Here is a 16,088-nt window from a genome sequence, read left to right as displayed (position 1 = left end):
CGTTTACATCATCACGACGTCAAACTGCTCCTGGTTATAGAGCGGTTCAATTTGTACTTTTACCTGTTTGCCGACAAAGATTTCCACTTCCGCCAGCGCGTGTGACTCTTCGCCTTTCAGCGCTTCAGCCACCGCAGGGGAAGCATAGACCAGAAAACGGTCGGAGTCGTAGGCATGATGCACACGCACAATTTCACGCATAATTTCGTAGCAGACGGTCTCAACCGTCTTTACCGTTCCGCGTCCATGGCAGGTCGGGCATTCATTACACAGCACATGCTCCACGCTCTCGCGGGTACGCTTACGCGTCATTTCCACCAGCCCCAACTGTGAGAAGCCGTTGATGCTGGTTTTCACGCGATCTTTACTCAACGCCTGCTCAAGCGAATGCAGCACGCGGCGACGATGGTCTTCATTACTCATATCGATGAAGTCGATGATGATAATGCCGCCCAGATTGCGCAGACGAAGCTGGCGCGCAATCGCCTGCGTGGCTTCGATGTTGGTGTTGAAGATGGTGTCATCGAGATTGCGATGGCCGACAAACGCGCCGGTGTTAATATCGACGGTGGTCATCGCTTCGGTCTGATCGATGATCAGATAGCCGCCGGACTTCAGCTCAACCTTACGCTCCAGCGCACGCTGGATCTCGTTTTCGACATCATAGAGATCGAAGATCGGCTGACGCCCTGAATAATGCTCCAGCAGGCCAGGCATCTCGGGGATATATTCGGCGGTAAATTCCAGCAGTGCTTCATAGGTCAGGCGCGAGTCCACGCGAATGCGGTCGAGCTGCGCATCAGCAAAGTCACGCAGAACGCGTTGTGCAAGCGCCAGTTCACCGTAGAGCTGGTAGCGGGTCTGGTTGCGTTTTTTACGCTCCATCACTTTGGTCCAGACGCGCTTCAGGTATGCCGCATCCGACGCCAGGTCTTCCTCGCTGATCCCCTCTGCGGCGGTACGGATGATAAACCCTCCCTGCTCATCGCAGTAGGCGCTGACCACTTTCTTCAGACGCTCGCGCTCGCTTTCGCTCTCAATACGCTGCGAAACGCCCACGTGCGACGCGCCGGGCATAAAGACCAGATAGCGGGAAGGTAAGGTGATGTCGGTGGTCAGACGGGCGCCTTTGGTACCGAGGGGATCTTTCACCACCTGCACCATCAGATCCTGTCCCTGACGCACCAGTTCGGAAATGTCGCGCACAGCAAACTGCTTTTGCTCTTCGCCCGCGACGCACTCGGTGTGCGGCATGATATCGGAGGCATGTAAAAATGCCGCCTTATCCAGTCCAATATCTACAAAAGCCGCCTGCATACCCGGTAGTACACGACTGACACGACCTTTGTAGATATTGCCTACTATTCCGCGCCGCGCTTCACGCTCAATATGAATTTCCTGAAGAATGCCACCATCAATATAGGCCACACGGGTTTCCGATGGCGTTACGTTTACCAACAATTCAGCCGTCATAATTATCCCTTCCCTCACGCAGTGAGTTAAAATTGCTCAGCAACTCATACGTTTCCACCAGCGGTAAGCCGACTACGGCGTGATAGCTGCCATGAATCTTCCTGACAAAACAGCCACCCAGCCCCTGAATACCGTATGCACCTGCCTTATCCATTGGTTCACCGCTGGCAATATAAGCGGCGATGTCGTCGTCGGTAAGCACTCTGAACGTCACTTCTGTCACCACCAGGCAATCCAGCACGTGCTGGCTGTCAGCCAGCGCGACGGCCGTCATCACCTGATGCGTATGTCCGGACAGTTTGCGCAGCATGCGCGCCGCATGATCGGCGTCGCGCGGTTTCTCAAGCACTTCACCGTTCAGAATAACGATGGTATCTGCTCCCAGCACGGGGAGATCGCATGGCACACTGGCCACGCCCGCCTGCGCTTTCTCACGCGCCAGGCGAGACACGTACTGTTGCGCGCTTTCGCCCTCAGCACGTTTTTCTTCAATGCCGGTCACGATGCGTTCAAAAGAGACCCCTAGCTGCGTCAGGAGTTCCTGACGGCGCGGGGAGCCGGAAGCGAGATACAAAGACGTCATAGAAACCTTTTATTGCACAGCAAACTGCTGGCGAACCTTACGCATCAGCAGGAATAACCATGGCCAGAGCACACCGTTTACTACACTACTCCAGAACACTTCCGGTCGGAAAGAGACGTTGATCACTAAAAACTCTGCCCAGAAAACAACGATATCCGCAGCGAGCGACAATAGCATCACCACCAGGGCCTGTTGCCAGAGCGCAAGGTTACGGAAGAGCTGGAATTTGAGTGCGACGAGGTACGCAATAATGCTCATGGACAAGGCGCGCACGCCAAGCGTAGAGCCGCTAATGAGATCCAGTATGGCACCCATCACGAAACCTGTGCCGACATTTACGCGATGCGGCAGGGCAAGGATCCAGTAGAGCAAAATGAGCAATACCCAATTTGGCCGGAAAACGAGAATGTCATCCGGCCAGGGCATCACTTGCAGCAACAGTGCAATGAGAAACGAGAGCCAGATGACCCAGCGTCCCTGGCTACGATAGCTTGCCACTACTGCCCTCCCGAAGAGAGTTTAGGCGGTGGCGGCGCATCCGGCAGCGGCTGCGTTAACCCGGTTGCCGGCGCCGGGACTGGCGCAGGCGGCCCCATGGAATCCGCAGGCGGGAGAACCTGCGGCATCATCTGCATCAGGCGCTCATTTGCTACGCGATGCACCTCTTCAGGCGTCATCGGATTAGCACCGTTACGATCGGCGCCCCACAGCAGCAGCAGATAGCGCAGACGCTGCAAACCGGCGGTTGGACGCGCCTGAATTACGGTATAGGCACGCTGCGTATCCAGCTTCACTGAAGAGACCACCGCAACCGGATAGCCCTCAGGGAAGCGTCCGCCCAGACCGGAGGTCACCAGGACGTCACCCACGCGGATATCCGTGTTAGCTGGCAGGTGTTCCAGCTGCAGGTCATCCGTACAGCCGTTCCCGGCCGCAATCACGCGGATGTCGTTGCGCAGCACCTGGATCGGCAGCGCATGCGTGGCATCGCAAATCAGCAGCACGCGGCTGGTCAGTTTGGCCACGGCAACCACCTGGCCCACGACGCCTTTATCACTGATAACAGGCTGACCTTCATACACCCCGTTCACGCTCCCTTTGTCGATCACAACCTGATCGCTGTAAGGGTCGTTCACGGTGGAGATCACCTGCGTGACCATTTTCTGCTCATCCTGACGCAGCGGCGAGCCGAGCAGTTCACGCAGACGCGCATTTTCCTGCTTGTATTGCCCCAGCATCAGCAGTTCGCTGTTTTTCAGTAACAGTTCCTGACGTAATGCCCGGTTTTCGAGTTCGAGTTGGTCACGTGAAGACAGCGTTTGAGAAACGGAGTCGAGCAATTCACGGGGACCATTGGATATAAAGTAGAAAGGACTGACGGCGGTATCCATGTACGTTCGGATCTGGCTGAACGTACCGAGGCGGCTATCGGCAATAATGACCCCAAGCGCAACCAGAACCGCCAGAATAAGGCGAAACTGTAGCGATGGGCCACGGCTAAAAATTGGCTTCATAGGCTATGCGTATTCTCGCGTCAGAGAGAAAGGGTAGCAAATTGCTACCCTCTCAAACTCGACTACTCTTCGCTGAACAAATCGCCGCCGTGCATGTCGATCATTTCCAGCGCCTTGCCACCACCACGGGCGACGCAAGTCAGTGGATCTTCTGCAACTACGACAGGAATACCTGTCTCTTCCATTAACAGGCGGTCGAGGTTACGCAGCAGCGCACCACCACCGGTCAGAACCATACCGCGCTCGGAGATATCGGACGCCAGCTCTGGTGGGCACTGTTCCAGCGCGACCATTACCGCGCTCACGATACCCGTCAGTGGTTCCTGCAGTGCTTCCAGAATTTCGTTGGAGTTCAGGGTGAAACCGCGTGGCACACCTTCAGCCAGGTTACGGCCACGTACTTCGATCTCACGCACTTCATCGCCCGGATACGCAGAGCCGATTTCGTGTTTGATACGCTCTGCGGTGGCTTCACCGATCAGAGAGCCGTAGTTACGGCGTACATAATTAATGATGGCTTCGTCGAAGCGGTCACCACCGATACGTACGGAAGAGGAGTACACCACGCCGTTCAGAGAGATAACGGCCACTTCAGTGGTACCACCACCGATATCCACCACCATGGAACCGGTCGCTTCAGACACAGGCAGGCCAGCACCGATGGCCGCCGCCATTGGCTCTTCAATCAGGAACACTTCACGCGCACCTGCGCCCTGGGCAGATTCACGAATTGCGCGACGCTCTACCTGGGTTGCACCAACCGGCACACACACCAGAACACGCGGGCTTGGGCGCATGAAGCTGTTGCTGTGAACCTGCTTGATGAAGTGCTGAAGCATTTTTTCAGTCACGAAGAAGTCGGCGATAACGCCGTCTTTCATTGGGCGAATGGCGGCGATGTTGCCAGGGGTACGACCCAGCATCTGCTTCGCGTCATGACCCACTGCGGCCACGCTTTTCGGCGAGCCTGCACGATCCTGACGAATGGCCACAACAGAAGGCTCATTCAATACGATGCCTTGTCCTTTTACATAAATAAGGGTATTCGCGGTACCCAGGTCAATGGACAGGTCATTGGAAAACATGCCACGAAATTTTTTCAACATACTAAGGGATAATCCTGAAAGCTGGGGCGGAAAACAAAATCCGCTTACTTTACCAACCACACGCAGCAGCGACAAGGCGCAAAAATCATCTGCAACGGTGAAAATTTGTGCAGTACGTTTCCTGATGTTACAAAATCATCCCCTGACTCCCTCAGGGCTGAATAAACAGTAGCGTTCCCCACTGACGTTTGTAACCCGTTAAAGGTCGTTCACTGGCTTTTTGCTCGACATACTCAAAGCTACAGGCGCGATATTCTACGTGAAAACAGCGTAAACGGCAGGTCAAACAGAGTATCTTTGCAAATATTTTTTCACGTTGGTGTCAAGCGGTTGAGAGGCAGCAAAAAAATCCCCCTGACCACCCATCACACCGCGCTCTGTTAACATCTGCCATTCACTTCTGGAGCGCACGCCCGTGGCAAATACTTGTGTTCGCGTTCCCTTGCATGCTTCTACCAGACTCTGTACCAGCAGCTGGTTTTCCGTACGCTTCTCAATATTCCTTACCAGCCCCGGATGTAGCTTTAATAACTCCACATCCAGCTCCTTGATCCAGTTGGTACTGACCAGCGTTAAACCTGCCTGCGTCACCGCCACACGCGCACCGAGCGCATTGATCAAACGAACTACCGGACGTAACCGGCTGATGTGTTGACCTACATCAGCCTCAGCAAGTTCAAAAATAATGTGTTTGCGTTGCGATTTTTCGCATTGCATTAATGTATCACGAAGCCAGCGCTGAAAACGTGGGCGTATTAAGGACTCAACGGTAACCTGTAATGCCAGGCTCTCTTCAGGCCAAAAAGATAAAAACGGAATCAATCGGGTAATTTGCTGGCGGTCATACTCTTCGGACAGACCAAATTGCAGGACCATCGGCAGATATTCCGCCGAGATAACCTCTTCCGAACCGTCAAAAATACGACACATCAGTTCACGGTGATGAACGTTGCCGTTTTTCATGACCGCGGGTTTTTGATAAATACGTGGTCCACCGCGGCTAAGCATTTGCTCAATCAAAGTACGCCAGCGCACATTACCACGCCCTTTTTCCGGCAGCGAGTCATCGTAAACCGCCCATCCGTTCGCCCCCTGCAACACGGCGTTGCGGGTGGCCGCTTCCGCATGTTCCATCACCTGTTGTGTGGATTGTCCGCCACGCCAGGCGCAGATCCCCATGTGGACCATATCGTCCCTGTCGAGCATTTTGCTCTGCGGCAGCGCATCCACCGCCTTCAGCAGCTGGCTGGCGATGCTTTCCGACTCCTTCAGCGTACGATGAGGCAACAATACGGCAAAGTCGCTGCGGTGATAGCGGGCCAGCAGCGCGCCCGGGTAGCGCATAATAAAGGTGGAGAGCAGGTTGATCAGCGTAAAGAGGTTTTCTTCCGCAGCCCGCTGTCCCCAGGTATCGCGCAGGAGATCGAAATCGGGCAGGCGAATCATCATCACCACCCCGTGTGTCCCCACTTTTTCTGAATCGTCGAGCAGCGTGGCGAGCTGATTATCAAAGAAAAGACGGTTGTTAAGGCCAGTTTTATTATCCTGGGCGGCATAAGAGCGAATCAGCGTATCCATTCGGCTGCGCTGGTCGCTGGCAAACTGGATTTCCGAGAGCAGCGTATCCAGCGCGCTGCTGGCGCGTGACGGCCACTCATGGACCGAGCCACGCACCTGCGGGCCGCGTTCACCGTTAAGGATCCGCACGGAGCGCATCTCCAGCAGCTCCTGACCGGAGAGCTGGCGGCGCAGCCAGCGGACCGCGAGAAAGATCAGCAGGACGATAAACGCAACGGCGACGGTGAGCGGTGCGGTGGTCATCATTGAACGAAAATAGCTCGCCATCGGATCGAGGTAGACCATGTGTATGGTCATCCCCGGATTTTTCAGGGAATGCACCGTCACTTCCCGATACTGGCTCACCACGCCCGCGGGACGATAGCTTCCCGGCCGTTCGTGGCTTAAAACACGATGCTTTCCCTGCAGAATGTCGATCTGAACGATATCAACAGGTACCATCAACTCATCGAGCTCACTGGAGAGCGCCGGTAGCGGCGTCGTCAGCAGACGCGCATCAATCACCGATGCAACAGACTGTACCCGGTTAACCAGCTTGTCCTGAATGGCGGTGTAAAAGCTCAGGGAGCAGCCCATAAGCGTGACAAAAATGGTAAGCCCCGTCAGCAAGGTGATAAAAGCCGAGAACTTCGTCGTTAATCGCATCCTTGAGATTACTCCGTGGGTTGATGGGGTAGCGAGTAAGCGCTAACTTGCATTCCAAATGCGGCATACTATCAAATCGGGTGTATCTGGCAATTTATTGCGTTAAATCGGCACTGCGTTTCCCTGAGCGAGTATAGTCTTCAGAAATTATTTTCCAATCATATGAGTCGAGAGGACCCCGTATGCAGGCTTTGATCTTAGAACAGCAGGACGGCAAAACGCTTGCCTCAGTGCAGGCGGTAGAAGAGAGTCGCCTGCCGGAAGGCGAAGTAACCGTCGACATCGACTGGTCCAGTTTAAATTATAAAGATGCGCTGGCGATTACCGGTAAGGGTAAAATCATCCGAAATTTCCCTATGGTGCCGGGGATTGATTTCGCGGGCCGGGTTCATACCAGCGAGGATCCGCGCTTCCACCCGGGCCAGCAGGTGCTGCTCACCGGCTGGGGCGTGGGTGAAAATCACTGGGGCGGGCTGGCAACGCAGGCGCGCGTGAAGGGCGACTGGCTGGTGCCAATGCCGAAAGGCATGGATGGCCGCAAGGCGATGATCGTCGGTACGGCAGGCTTTACCGCCATGCTGTGCGTGATGGCGCTGGAAGATGCGGGCATCCGCCCTGAGTCGGGTGAAATTGTCGTCACCGGTGCCAGCGGCGGCGTGGGCAGCACGGCTGTCACGCTGCTGCACAAGCTGGGCTATCAGGTCGCGGCGGTTTCCGGTCGTGAAAGCACCCACGATTACCTGCGCCAGCTCGGCGCCAGCCGCATTCTCAGCCGTGACGAATTCGCCGAAACTCGTCCACTGGAAAAACAGGTCTGGGCAGGCGCGGTGGATACCGTCGGTGATAAAGTGCTGGCAAAAGTCCTGGCGCAGATGAACTACGGCGGCTGCGTGGCAGCCTGCGGACTGGCGGGGGGATTTGCCCTGCCCACCACCGTGATGCCATTTATTTTGCGTAACGTCCGCCTGCAGGGTGTGGATTCCGTGATGACCCCGCCGGCCCGTCGCCATGAAGCCTGGGAACGGCTGGTGCGCGACCTGCCGGAATCTTTCTATACCCAGAGCGCAACGGAGATAACCCTCAGCCAGGCGCCGGAATACGCCAGTAAGATCATGGATAACCAGTTCCACGGTCGTGCGCTGGTAAAAATCGCCTAATCTTCAAATTTTCGTGACATATTCGCGCGAATCCCTCTCCTCCGTCATGCTTAGGAAAACGCATGACGGAGGATGCCATGAAAAATCGAAAACTGACGGAAGCCGACGTAACGTCCGAGTCTGTCTTTATGTTACAGCGCCGCCAGATCCTGAAAATGCTTGGCATCAGCGCCACAGCCCTGACGCTCTCTCCGGCGGCACACGCCGACCTGCTCGACTGGTTTAAAGGCAACGATCGGCCGAAGGCTCCTTCCGGCGCCCCGCTCACCTTTACGAAACCCGCCCAATGGCAAAATAAACTGACGCTGACGCCAGAAGATAAAGTCACCGGCTACAACAACTTCTACGAATTTGGTCTCGACAAGGCCGATCCTGCCGCCAACGCCGGTAGCCTCAAAACCGATCCGTGGACGCTGAAGATTGATGGCGAAGTAGCAAAACCCCTGACGCTGGATCATCACGATCTGACCACCCGTTTCCCGCTCGAAGAGCGTATCTACCGCATGCGCTGCGTGGAGGCCTGGTCGATGGTGGTGCCGTGGGTCGGCTTCCCGCTGCATAAACTGCTGGCGATGGTTGAGCCCACCAGCAACGCAAAATATGTCGCTTTCCAGACGCGCTATGCGCCGGACGAGATGCCAGGACAAAAAGACCGGTTTATCGGCGGCGGGCTTGAGTATCCGTATGTGGAAGGGCTACGTCTCGATGAGGCGATGCACCCGCTTACCCTGCTGACCGTTGGCGTGTACGGCAAGGCGCTTCCGCCGCAGAACGGTGCCCCCATCCGTTTAACCGTACCGTGGAAATACGGTTTCAAAGGAATTAAGTCCATCGTCAGCATTAAGCTTACCCGCGAGCGTCCTCCCACCACCTGGAATCTGGCGGCTCCGAACGAATACGGCTTCTTCGCCAACGTGAACCCGCATGTGGATCATCCGCGCTGGTCGCAGGCAACCGAGCGGTTTATCGGTTCCGGCGGTGCGCTGGACGTGAAGCGTCAGCCCACGCTGCTGTTTAACGGCTATGCGGATGAAGTGGCCTCGCTGTACCGTGGCCTCAATTTACGGGAGAACTTCTGAGTGCGTTTAACGGCAAAACAGATTACCTGGCTGAAAGTGCTGCTGCACCTGGCCGGGTTACTTCCTTTTATATGGCTGTTCTGGGCCGCCAGCCAGGGGCTCTTTAGCGCAGACCCGGCCAAGGATATCCAGCATTTTACCGGTCGGATGGCTCTGAAATTTTTACTGGCCACCTTGCTCGTCTCGCCGCTGGCGCGCTACGCTAAACAGCCACTATTGATACGCACCCGTCGGCTGTTAGGGCTATGGTGTTTTGCCTGGGCGACGCTGCACCTCACCAGCTATGCCCTGCTGGAACTGGGAATTAACAATCTGGCACTGCTTGGCCGCGAACTGGTGACACGCCCTTATCTGACGCTGGGTATTGTGAGCTGGGTGATTTTACTGGCGTTAGCGCTGACCTCCACGCAATATGCGCAGCGAAAACTGGGCAGGCGCTGGCAGCTGCTACACAACTTCGTCTATCTTGTCGCGATCCTCGCCCCCATTCATTACCTGTGGTCGGTGAAGATCCTCTCCCCGCAGCCGGTCCTGTACGCACTGGCCGCCGTGGCGCTTTTAGCATGGCGTTACAAGAAGTTCCGCCAGTGGTTGCGATAGTTCGCGAAACTGTGCGTTTTCCCGCATATTCCCCGTCAACCGCAAATCTTTTTCGGATAGCGGTTGATAATCTTCCCTGATAAGACCAGTATTTAGCTGCTAAATGCTACGAAATCGTTATAATGTGCGACCTTGGTTCGCCTGATAGCGGTTTTAAGCCTCTGAAAAGGTGACATTTGCGTTTCGAAGGTATATTTTGTTTTTTACCCGAAAATCGCAGGAGATAGCGGCATAATGACTGATAAGTTCCATATCTTAGTTTTGAACGGACCGAACCTGAACATGCTCGGAACCCGTGAGCCAGAGAAGTACGGCACGCTGACATTGAGTGAAATTGTTAACCGTCTGGGAACGGAAGCAGCGTCACTGAATGTGGATTTGGATCATTTTCAGTCGAATGCGGAGTACGCAATCATCGACCGTATTCATCAGGCTAAAGACAATGTGGACTATATCCTGATCAATCCGGCCGCGTTTACGCACACCAGTGTTGCTATCCGCGACGCACTGCTCGCGGTGAGTATCCCGTTTATCGAGATCCACCTGAGTAACGTGCACGCCCGAGAGCCGTTCCGCCACCATTCGTATCTGTCAGATATCGCTGCTGGCGTTATCTGTGGACTGGGCGCAGACGGCTATTCATACGCTTTACAGACAGCGGTAAAACGCTTGTCACAATCACACTAAACAAGAGTACGGAACCCACTCATGGATATTCGTAAGATTAAAAAACTGATCGAGCTGGTTGAAGAATCAGGTATCTCCGAACTGGAAATTTCTGAAGGCGAAGAGTCTGTACGCATCAGCCGTGCAGCCCCAGCCGCTAGCTTCCCGGTAATGCAGCAGGCTTATGCTGCGCCAGTGCAGCAGCCTGCGCTCTCCGCAGCCGTTGCGCCAGCAGCTGAAGCCGCACCTGCCGCTGCAGCAGAAATCAGTGGTCACATCGTACGTTCCCCAATGGTTGGTACTTTCTACCGCACCCCGAGCCCGGACGCGAAGGCGTTCATCGAAGTGGGTCAGAAAGTCAACGTAGGCGATACCCTGTGCATCGTTGAAGCGATGAAAATGATGAACCAGATCGAAGCAGACAAATCAGGTACTGTGAAAGCGATTCTGGTCGAAAGTGGTCAGCCGGTTGAATTTGACGAGCCGCTGGTCGTCATCGAGTAACGAGGCGTACATGCTGGATAAAATTGTTATCGCTAACCGCGGCGAGATCGCACTGCGTATTCTTCGTGCCTGTAAAGAACTGGGCATCAAGACCGTCGCTGTGCACTCAAGCGCGGATCGCGATTTAAAACACGTATTGCTGGCGGATGAGACGGTCTGTATTGGCCCGGCTCCGTCCGTAAAAAGCTATCTGAACATCCCGGCTATCATCAGCGCCGCTGAAATCACCGGCGCGGTAGCAATTCATCCGGGTTACGGCTTCCTCTCTGAGAACGCCAACTTTGCTGAGCAGGTTGAACGCTCTGGCTTCATCTTCATCGGCCCGAAAGCCGACACCATCCGCCTGATGGGCGACAAAGTGTCTGCAATCACTGCGATGAAAAAAGCCGGTGTGCCAACCGTACCAGGCTCTGACGGCCCTCTGACCGACGACATGGATGCTAACCGTGCTCATGCTAAACGCATTGGCTACCCGGTTATCATCAAGGCGTCCGGCGGCGGCGGCGGTCGCGGTATGCGCGTTGTGCGCAGCGATGCTGACCTGGCGCAGTCCATCTCCATGACCAAAGCTGAAGCAAAAGCCGCTTTCAGCAATGACATGGTATACATGGAAAAATACCTGGAAAACCCACGCCACATCGAAATTCAGGTGCTGGCTGACGGTCAGGGCAACGCGATCTATCTGGCAGAACGTGATTGCTCCATGCAGCGTCGTCACCAGAAAGTGGTCGAAGAAGCGCCAGCACCGGGTATTACCCCGGAACTGCGTCGCTACATCGGCGAACGTTGCGCCAAAGCGTGTGTCGATATCGGCTATCGCGGGGCGGGTACCTTTGAGTTCCTGTTCGAAAACGGCGAGTTCTATTTCATCGAAATGAACACCCGTATTCAGGTTGAACACCCGGTTACCGAAATGATCACCGGCGTTGACCTGATCAAAGAACAGCTGCGTATCGCAGCCGGTCAGCCGCTGTCCATCAAGCAGGAAGAAGTTGTGGTGAAAGGCCATGCGATCGAGTGTCGTATCAACGCCGAAGACCCGAACACCTTCCTGCCAAGCCCGGGAAAAATCACGCGTTTCCACGCGCCGGGCGGCTTTGGCGTGCGTTGGGAATCTCATATCTACGCCGGTTACACCGTACCGCCGTACTATGACTCAATGATCGGTAAACTCATCTGCTACGGCGAAAACCGTGACGTGGCGATTGCCCGCATGAAGAACGCCCTGCAGGAGCTGATCATCGACGGTATCAAAACCAACGTTGATCTGCAGATGCGCATTATGAGCGACGAGCACTTCCAGAATGGTGGAACCAACATCCACTATCTCGAGAAGAAACTCGGTCTTAACGAGAAGTAAGACTGCGCGCACACGAAAAGGCCGGATTATCCGGCCTTTTTTATTTCTGGGGCCTGGAAAGCCTCATCATGTACAATCCCCGCTTTCTTCATCCACAAGGGACAAAAAATGGACAAACGTTTTGTTCAGGCCCATAAAGAAGCGCGCTGGGCGCTGTGGCTGACCCTTCTCTATCTCGCCGCATGGTTAGTAACTGCTTACTTACCGAATTCAGCGTCCGGCATAACCGGCCTGCCGCACTGGTTTGAAATGGCGTGTCTGCTGGTGCCGTTGATTTTTATTTTGCTCAGCTGGCTGATGGTGCGCTTTATCTTCCGCGATTTCCCGCTGGAGGACAGTGATGCAAACTGAAATCATCACCGTACTGGTTGTCTATTTGATCGTGGTATTTGGCCTCTCTTTCTATGCCATGCGCAAACGCAGTACCGGATCGTTCCTGAGCGAATATTTCCTCGGCAGCCGTTCCATGGGCGGGTTTGTGCTGGCGATGACGCTGACCGCCACCTACGTGAGCGCCAGTTCGTTTATCGGCGGGCCGGGAGCCGCATACAAATACGGCCTGGGCTGGGTATTGCTGGCCATGATTCAGGTGCCCACGATTTGGCTGTCACTGGGTATTCTGGGCAAAAAATTTGCCATACTCGCTCGCCGCTATAACGCCATTACGCTGAACGACATGCTGCAGGCGCGTTATCAGAGCCGCGCGGTGGTCTGGATTGCCAGTATCAGCCTGATTGTCGCCTTCGTCGGCGCCATTGCCGTTCAGTTTATTGGCGGCGCGCGCCTGCTGGAAACGGCAGCGGGTATTAAGTACGAGACCGGGCTGCTCATCTTCGGGATCACGATTGCGCTGTACACCGCGTTTGGCGGTTTCCGCGCCAGCGTGCTGAACGACACCATGCAGGGCATGGTGATGCTGATAGGTACTCTTGTGCTGCTGGTTGGCGTCATCTACGCGGCCGGCGGGTTACACAATGCAGTGCAAACGCTGGAACAGATTGATCCTAAGCTGGTCAGCCCTCATGGTGCTGACGATATCCTGACGCCCGCGTTTATGACCTCCTTCTGGGTGCTGGTTTGCTTTGGGGTTATCGGTCTGCCGCACACCGCCGTGCGCTGTATCTCCTATAAAGACAGCAAAGCCGTTCACCGCGGGATTGTGATTGGTACCGTCGTTGTCGCCCTTCTGATGTTGGGCATGCATCTGGCGGGCGCGCTGGGGCGAGCTGTATTACCTCACCTGACCGTGCCGGATCAGGTGATCCCAACGCTGATGGTGCAGGTTCTGCCACCGTGGGCCGCAGGTTTATTCCTTGCTGCACCAATGGCGGCCATCATGTCGAACGTTAACGCGCACCTGCTTCAGGCTTCCGCCACCATTATCAAAGATCTGTGGCTTAGCGCGCGTCCGGCTAAAATGCATAATGAGCAGAAGCTGAAACGCATCTCAACCTGGACCACGCTGGTGCTCGGTATTCTGATGATGCTCGCCGCATGGCGTCCGCCGGAGATGATCATCTGGCTGAACCTGCTGGCATTTGGTGGGCTGGAAGCGGTATTCCTGTGGCCGCTGGTGTTAGGGCTCTACTGGGAACGCGCAAACGCGGCGGGCGCGCTGAGCGGCATGATCGTCGGCGGTGTGCTGTATGCCGTCCTCGCAACGTTTAAGATTCAGTACCTGGGCTTCCATCCGATTGTGCCTTCGTTACTGCTAAGTTTACTGGCGTTTGTGGTGGGGAACCGTTTCGGTCAGCCTGTCCCACAACCCGCTATGATTTCTACTGATAAATAAAGAGTTTTGCCATGCCGTGGATCCAACTAAAACTGAACACAACCGGCGCTAACGCCGAGGAACTGAGCGATGCGCTGATGGAGGCCGGTTCGGTCTCTATCACCTTCCAGGACACGCATGACACGCCGGTCTTTGAGCCGCTACCGGGCGAAACCCGTCTGTGGGGCGATACCGACGTTATTGGCCTGTTTGATGCCGAAACCGATATGAAAGAGGTTGTCGCGATTCTGGAAAACCATCCTCTGCTGGGCGCGGGATTTGTGCACAAAATCGAACAGCTGGAAGATAAAGACTGGGAACGCGAGTGGATGGATAACTTCCACCCGATGCAGTTCGGCAAGCGTCTGTGGATCTGCCCAAGCTGGCGCGACGTCCCGGACGAGAATGCGGTCAACGTGATGCTCGACCCGGGCCTTGCATTTGGTACCGGTACTCACCCAACCACATCCCTGTGCCTGCAGTGGCTGGATGGTCTCGATCTGGACGGGAAGACTGTGATCGACTTCGGCTGTGGATCCGGGATCCTCGCGATTGCCGCCCTGAAACTGGGCGCAGCTAAAGCTATCGGGATCGATATCGATCCGCAGGCGATTCAGGCCAGCCGCGACAACGCCGAGCGTAACGGCGTGTCCGATCGTCTGGAGCTGTATCTGCCGGATGCGCAGCCAGACGCAATGAAAGCCGATGTGGTGGTCGCAAACATTCTGGCAGGCCCACTGCGTGAGCTGGCCCCATTAATCAGCGTGCTGCCCGTTGAGGGCGGTCTGCTGGGGCTTTCCGGTATTCTGGCGAGCCAGGCCGACAGCGTGTGTGAAGCCTACGCCGATCTTTTCACCCTCGACCCGGTGGTTGAGAAAGAAGAGTGGTGCCGCATCACCGGCCGTAAAAAATAAGCATTTGGCGTGGTCATCTGACCACGCCTTTCACCCTCTGATTATTCTCTCTCCCTCTGCCATTCTTCGTTAAAATAACCACACAAATCATGTTGATTTGTATTATAAAAATTCACCGGAAGAATATGATGAAACACATTACAGGCAAGGCAGCGCTGCTGGCGCTGAGCATGGTTTCGGCTTCAGCATTTGCGTCACACTGGAGCTACGAAGGGGAAGGTTCACCGGAACACTGGGGCGAGCTGGACGAGGCATACAAGACCTGTCAAAGCGGGATGAACCAGTCTCCGATTAATATTGATTCGACCGCTAACGCCCATCTCCCTCCGCTTAAAACGCACTACATTGATGGCCCTGTCGGGCTGACAAACAATGGCCATACCATTCAGGCCAGCGAAAAAGCAGATACCCGCAACACGATAACCCTGGACAAGCAAACCTGGACGCTACAGCAGTTCCACTTCCATGCACCGAGCGAAAACACCGTGCATGGCAAGAAGTACGCGATGGAGATGCATCTGGTACATAAAAACAGCGCGGGTGAGCTGGCCGTGGTGGCCGTCATGTTTGATAACGGTGCTGCGAATCCCGAGCTGGAAAAGCTGTGGAGTGTGATGCCTCAGCAGGCTGAACAGAATGTATCGATTGAGAAGGAGCTCAACCTGAACAAACTGCTGCCAAAGGTGAAAACTTACTGGCGCTTTAGCGGCTCCTTGACCACGCCACCGTGTTCTGAAGGGGTCACCTGGATCGTGCTCAAACAGCCGTTAACCCTCTCAGCAGAACAGCTTGAGCAATTTACTCATACCATGCATCACGATAATAACCGTCCGGTACAGTCGCTGCACGGGCGCGTTGTGGTCGAATAAGACGCATTTTTCGCATGACGATCATGTTCTAAAATGCGACGCAGATCGCAAAGAACTGGGGAAATCTGCTGCTAAAAACAGCAGATTATCCCGCTTCATCGAAGCATTTATTCAGAAATGATGAGAAGTTACGGGAAATTGTAAGCGCCTATAAAATAACCATTCTCGTATAACATAATGATTTAAATAATGAATAATTTTGAACGGAAAGATTGAGCGGCGATTCCTTGATCTACAACAGTGGATTGTTCAAAGTTTGGCCTTTCATC

Annotated in this window: 16 protein-coding genes; 10 read left to right on the top strand and 6 right to left on the bottom strand. The window is 54.9% G+C overall.

From position 1 onward, the window contains the following. Positions 1-3: 3 nt before the first annotated feature. The 6 genes from rng to csrD form a co-directional block, all read right to left on the bottom strand. Positions 4-1,473, bottom strand: coding sequence for a ribonuclease G (rng, locus tag P349_RS09395; protein WP_032650437.1), 1,470 nt, complete (start codon positions 1,471-1,473; stop codon positions 4-6). Beyond that, positions 1,463-2,056, bottom strand: a complete 594-nt coding sequence (locus P349_RS09400) for a Maf family protein (RefSeq protein ID WP_032650440.1) — start codon at positions 2,054-2,056, stop codon at positions 1,463-1,465. Before P349_RS09400 ends, rng begins: the two co-directional genes overlap by 11 nt. A 9-nt stretch (positions 2,057-2,065) precedes the next feature. Continuing rightward, positions 2,066-2,554 carry a rod shape-determining protein MreD gene (gene mreD / locus P349_RS09405; RefSeq protein WP_023309399.1) on the bottom strand — a complete coding sequence of 163 codons (489 nt, stop codon included), beginning with the start codon at positions 2,552-2,554 and terminating at the stop codon, positions 2,066-2,068. Then, complete coding sequence (gene mreC, locus P349_RS09410; protein WP_032650442.1) at positions 2,554-3,570, bottom strand: rod shape-determining protein MreC; 1,017 nt, start codon at positions 3,568-3,570, stop codon at positions 2,554-2,556. The genes mreD and mreC overlap by 1 nt, the downstream gene beginning before the upstream one ends. Positions 3,571-3,632: 62 nt before the next feature. Further along, positions 3,633-4,676: a rod shape-determining protein MreB gene (gene mreB, locus P349_RS09415; RefSeq protein WP_000913396.1), complete on the bottom strand. Its 1,044-nt coding sequence runs from the start codon at positions 4,674-4,676 to the stop codon at positions 3,633-3,635. 282 nt (positions 4,677-4,958) lie between these two features. Beyond that, complete coding sequence (csrD, locus tag P349_RS09420) at positions 4,959-6,899, bottom strand: RNase E specificity factor CsrD (RefSeq protein ID WP_032650444.1); 1,941 nt, start codon at positions 6,897-6,899, stop codon at positions 4,959-4,961. A gap of 182 nt (positions 6,900-7,081) precedes the next feature. Between csrD and acuI the strand changes: the two genes are divergently transcribed. The 10 genes from acuI to P349_RS09470 all read left to right on the top strand — a co-directional run bounded on the left by acuI (position 7,082) and on the right by P349_RS09470 (position 15,819). Further along, complete coding sequence (gene acuI, locus P349_RS09425) at positions 7,082-8,056, top strand: acrylyl-CoA reductase (NADPH) (RefSeq protein ID WP_032650446.1); 975 nt, start codon at positions 7,082-7,084, stop codon at positions 8,054-8,056. A gap of 77 nt (positions 8,057-8,133) precedes the next feature. Continuing rightward, positions 8,134-9,135 (top strand): protein-methionine-sulfoxide reductase catalytic subunit MsrP, encoded by a 1,002-nt coding sequence (msrP, locus tag P349_RS09430; RefSeq protein ID WP_023333641.1) that lies wholly within the window; start codon positions 8,134-8,136, stop codon positions 9,133-9,135. Further along, positions 9,136-9,735 carry a protein-methionine-sulfoxide reductase heme-binding subunit MsrQ gene (gene msrQ / locus P349_RS09435; protein WP_024906321.1) on the top strand — a complete coding sequence of 200 codons (600 nt, stop codon included), beginning with the start codon at positions 9,136-9,138 and terminating at the stop codon, positions 9,733-9,735. Positions 9,736-9,969: 234 nt separating this feature from the next. Next, a complete protein-coding gene (gene aroQ, locus P349_RS09440) occupies positions 9,970-10,422 on the top strand; it encodes a type II 3-dehydroquinate dehydratase (RefSeq protein ID WP_024906320.1) in 453 nt (150 codons plus the stop codon). 21 nt (positions 10,423-10,443) lie between these two features. Further along, complete coding sequence (gene accB / locus P349_RS09445; protein WP_010436174.1) at positions 10,444-10,905, top strand: acetyl-CoA carboxylase biotin carboxyl carrier protein; 462 nt, start codon at positions 10,444-10,446, stop codon at positions 10,903-10,905. A 10-nt stretch (positions 10,906-10,915) separates the two neighbouring features. Next, complete coding sequence (gene accC / locus P349_RS09450) at positions 10,916-12,265, top strand: acetyl-CoA carboxylase biotin carboxylase subunit (protein WP_024906319.1); 1,350 nt, start codon at positions 10,916-10,918, stop codon at positions 12,263-12,265. Positions 12,266-12,373: 108 nt separating this feature from the next. After that, positions 12,374-12,616: a YhdT family protein gene (locus P349_RS09455; protein WP_032650447.1), complete on the top strand. Its 243-nt coding sequence runs from the start codon at positions 12,374-12,376 to the stop codon at positions 12,614-12,616. Continuing rightward, the gene (gene panF / locus P349_RS09460) at positions 12,606-14,057 is read left to right on the top strand and encodes a sodium/pantothenate symporter (RefSeq protein WP_032650448.1); all 1,452 of its coding nucleotides are present in this window, start codon (positions 12,606-12,608) and stop codon (positions 14,055-14,057) included. Before P349_RS09455 ends, panF begins: the two co-directional genes overlap by 11 nt. An 11-nt stretch (positions 14,058-14,068) precedes the next feature. Next, the gene (gene prmA, locus P349_RS09465) at positions 14,069-14,950 is read left to right on the top strand and encodes a 50S ribosomal protein L11 methyltransferase (RefSeq protein ID WP_024906316.1); all 882 of its coding nucleotides are present in this window, start codon (positions 14,069-14,071) and stop codon (positions 14,948-14,950) included. Positions 14,951-15,078: 128 nt separating this feature from the next. After that, entirely contained in the window at positions 15,079-15,819 is a 741-nt protein-coding gene (locus P349_RS09470; protein WP_032650449.1) for a carbonic anhydrase, read from the top strand. Positions 15,820-16,088 lie beyond the last annotated feature (269 nt).

Origin of the sequence: Enterobacter sp. DC4 (assembly GCF_000568095.1) — a bacterium.
GTDB classification, from domain to species: Bacteria; Pseudomonadota; Gammaproteobacteria; order Enterobacterales; family Enterobacteriaceae; genus Enterobacter; species Enterobacter pseudoroggenkampii.
This window is presented reverse-complemented; position numbering and strand designations above follow the sequence as displayed.

Coding starts and splice junctions, on each gene's coding strand:
- csrD (WP_032650444.1), bottom strand. CDS start 6,899: ATGCGATTAACGACGAAGTTCTCGGCTTTTATCACCTTGCTGACGGGG.
- accC (WP_024906319.1), top strand. CDS start 10,916: ATGCTGGATAAAATTGTTATCGCTAACCGCGGCGAGATCGCACTGCGT.
- msrP (WP_023333641.1), top strand. CDS start 8,134: ATGAAAAATCGAAAACTGACGGAAGCCGACGTAACGTCCGAGTCTGTC.
- mreB (WP_000913396.1), bottom strand. CDS start 4,676: ATGTTGAAAAAATTTCGTGGCATGTTTTCCAATGACCTGTCCATTGAC.
- rng (WP_032650437.1), bottom strand. CDS start 1,473: ATGACGGCTGAATTGTTGGTAAACGTAACGCCATCGGAAACCCGTGTG.
- P349_RS09455 (WP_032650447.1), top strand. CDS start 12,374: ATGGACAAACGTTTTGTTCAGGCCCATAAAGAAGCGCGCTGGGCGCTG.
- P349_RS09400 (WP_032650440.1), bottom strand. CDS start 2,056: ATGACGTCTTTGTATCTCGCTTCCGGCTCCCCGCGCCGTCAGGAACTC.
- acuI (WP_032650446.1), top strand. CDS start 7,082: ATGCAGGCTTTGATCTTAGAACAGCAGGACGGCAAAACGCTTGCCTCA.
- prmA (WP_024906316.1), top strand. CDS start 14,069: ATGCCGTGGATCCAACTAAAACTGAACACAACCGGCGCTAACGCCGAG.
- panF (WP_032650448.1), top strand. CDS start 12,606: ATGCAAACTGAAATCATCACCGTACTGGTTGTCTATTTGATCGTGGTA.
- accB (WP_010436174.1), top strand. CDS start 10,444: ATGGATATTCGTAAGATTAAAAAACTGATCGAGCTGGTTGAAGAATCA.
- aroQ (WP_024906320.1), top strand. CDS start 9,970: ATGACTGATAAGTTCCATATCTTAGTTTTGAACGGACCGAACCTGAAC.
- P349_RS09470 (WP_032650449.1), top strand. CDS start 15,079: ATGAAACACATTACAGGCAAGGCAGCGCTGCTGGCGCTGAGCATGGTT.
- mreC (WP_032650442.1), bottom strand. CDS start 3,570: ATGAAGCCAATTTTTAGCCGTGGCCCATCGCTACAGTTTCGCCTTATT.